General features: G+C 55.4%; 4 protein-coding genes. All 4 read left to right on the top strand.

Annotation, left to right across the window (positions count from 1 at the left end; genetic code table 11):
* Positions 1 to 111, top strand: a 111-nt coding sequence (locus E8D38_RS29590; protein WP_219851884.1) for a zinc ribbon domain-containing protein, incomplete at its 5' end; no start/stop codon positions are given.
* A gap of 97 nt (positions 112 to 208) precedes the next feature.
* Positions 209 to 619 (top strand): hypothetical protein, encoded by a 411-nt coding sequence (locus E8D38_RS27505; protein ID WP_140637464.1) that lies wholly within the window; start codon positions 209 to 211, stop codon positions 617 to 619.
* A gap of 81 nt (positions 620 to 700) precedes the next feature.
* Positions 701 to 1,114, top strand: a complete 414-nt coding sequence (locus E8D38_RS27500; protein WP_140637463.1) for a hypothetical protein — start codon at positions 701 to 703, stop codon at positions 1,112 to 1,114.
* 79 nt (positions 1,115 to 1,193) lie between these two features.
* On the top strand, positions 1,194 to 1,604 hold the full coding sequence (locus E8D38_RS27495; RefSeq protein WP_140637462.1) for a hypothetical protein: 411 nt from the start codon (positions 1,194 to 1,196) through the stop codon (positions 1,602 to 1,604).
* Positions 1,605 to 1,802: the final 198 nt, after the last annotated feature.

Here is a 1,802-nt window from a genome sequence, read left to right as displayed (position 1 = left end):
CAGTCTGCAAAGTACATCGCCGTTGTTTGCGAGCGCTGTGCCTACACGGAGTTTTATCAAGGCAGGGTGTCGGCTGGTGAGCAGGCAATCGACTTCGTCTTCGGAAGCTAGCGACGGATATGTCGTCTAACCCGTCGCTCAAGCGGACGTGCTGTCGGCACGCCGCTTACCTTCAACGTTAGGCGTTGATAGATACGAAACGATCCCGATGAACCTGCCGAAACGCTTTGTCGTCGCATTCAGTGCAATGTCAGCGATGGTGGCTCTATTCCCCGTCGTAGCAATCGCGCTCACGGTCATTCTGATGCCTGTCGGAATTGGCATTGTTTTGGCCTTTGCTATCGGCCCAGCGTTTGCTCATCTCTACCCGTACTTCTTTGTTGGTGAGAGAAATCCCAACTATGAAATCGTTCGTCTCATCGAATGGTACTACGCCCTTCCATTGACGGTTCTTCATTGGTTTGTGCTTGCTGTACTCTTCGCCAAGATGGCCCAGCGCTTGCGTGGTGTCTTGCTAATTCTGGCCTCGTGTATCTTCCTTTTGGCAGTCGTCTTTGCAACCCACCTCTTTTGTTCAGCTGTAGGTATACAGCTACTTGTACAGCAGCCACGAATGTGAGCACGAGGCCAATGCCTAACCCCTCCGTCAAGGGGACCTGCCTTCGGCAGGCCCCTTACGTCGAACGTTAGGCCTCTTCAAATGAGATCCCTTGCCCTCGATAGTCTGCTTGGGGAAAGGCACAAGCATGCCACCTTCCATGATGCACAGTTGGAAGAGCTCAGTATCGACTTCTCCACTGGAACCGCGAAGCTGAAGTTCTCAATTCCGTGCGGCTTTTCGCCAAAGGATGAGCTCCTCTATCAAAGAGGCACACTGGAATTCAACGGGCTTCTCTTCTACTTTGTCGAGCCTGCAGCCTTCTCCCCAAAAGCGAACGATAGGCCCGGCCTGTGGATCACTTCGGACGGCCCTCTCCCAGATCAGGAAGCCGATCTGGCAATTGAGCTACCAAGCGATCTCCCTGATAAGGCCTTCGCTCACTACTTCTACTCAAGCACCAGCAACAGCTTCATAGTCATCGCCGCAATGCAGGAAGTCTTTCAATGGGAGTAGTTGCATCACTAACCAGCCGCCTAACCCGTCGTTCAAGCCGACTGGCTTCGCCAGCCGCTTAACTCCAACGTTAGCCGCCATGAACCTTCATCGTCGCCGTCTTGCTCAAGCAGCTGTGTTCTTTCTCATGCAGGGCTGGCTTGCTCATTTGGCCAATGGATCGGATGCAGTGTTCCGTCGCGTCACCATCGCAAAGGTCGCTGGCACATCGAAACAAGGTGAACTGCTCGTTGCGCCAAGCAAGCTTCTCCAAGTGTTCGGGCAGCCAACAGCGGAGTCTTGGGACTCGGAAAGCCTTGGGGCCTTCTACTTTCAGGGTCCGAACGACGAAGTGTTCACTGTCTACTATCGAGCCTATGACGTGCCAAACACGCAGAGGCTCAAGAAGGAGTTTTGGGCACGATCGGCAGCCGCGGCATTCAGCATCGGTGCGAAGGAGGAAGCAAATGTTGCGGAGTTCAAGGGCTGGCTTCTCAGGCAGTTGGCTTAGTGCGGCCGTGGCGGCTAACCCCTCCATCGAGCGGACCCACAACGGCGAGGCGCAGTGGCGCGCTTCGGCCACACCGAGCGCGCCGTTGCGGTCCGCTCATGTCGAACGTTAGGGAGACGCTGATCAATTGACCGCTCCGGCACGATGCATGCATGCCGCGCGGAACCCGGACACAGCCACGCCAACATGAGCCAACGC

This window comes from Methylibium rhizosphaerae, from assembly GCF_006386545.1.
Classification (GTDB): Bacteria; Pseudomonadota; Gammaproteobacteria; order Burkholderiales; family Burkholderiaceae_C; genus Pseudorivibacter; species Pseudorivibacter rhizosphaerae.
Note: the sequence above shows the minus strand (reverse complement) of the source record. Positions and strands in the feature narration are given on the sequence as shown.

Bases quoted from the DNA above. Each gene is read 5' to 3' on its own strand.
- E8D38_RS27500 (WP_140637463.1), top strand. From the start codon at position 701: ATGAGATCCCTTGCCCTCGATAGTCTGCTTGGGGAAAGGCACAAGCAT.
- E8D38_RS27495 (WP_140637462.1), top strand. From the start codon at position 1,194: ATGAACCTTCATCGTCGCCGTCTTGCTCAAGCAGCTGTGTTCTTTCTC.
- E8D38_RS27505 (WP_140637464.1), top strand. From the start codon at position 209: ATGAACCTGCCGAAACGCTTTGTCGTCGCATTCAGTGCAATGTCAGCG.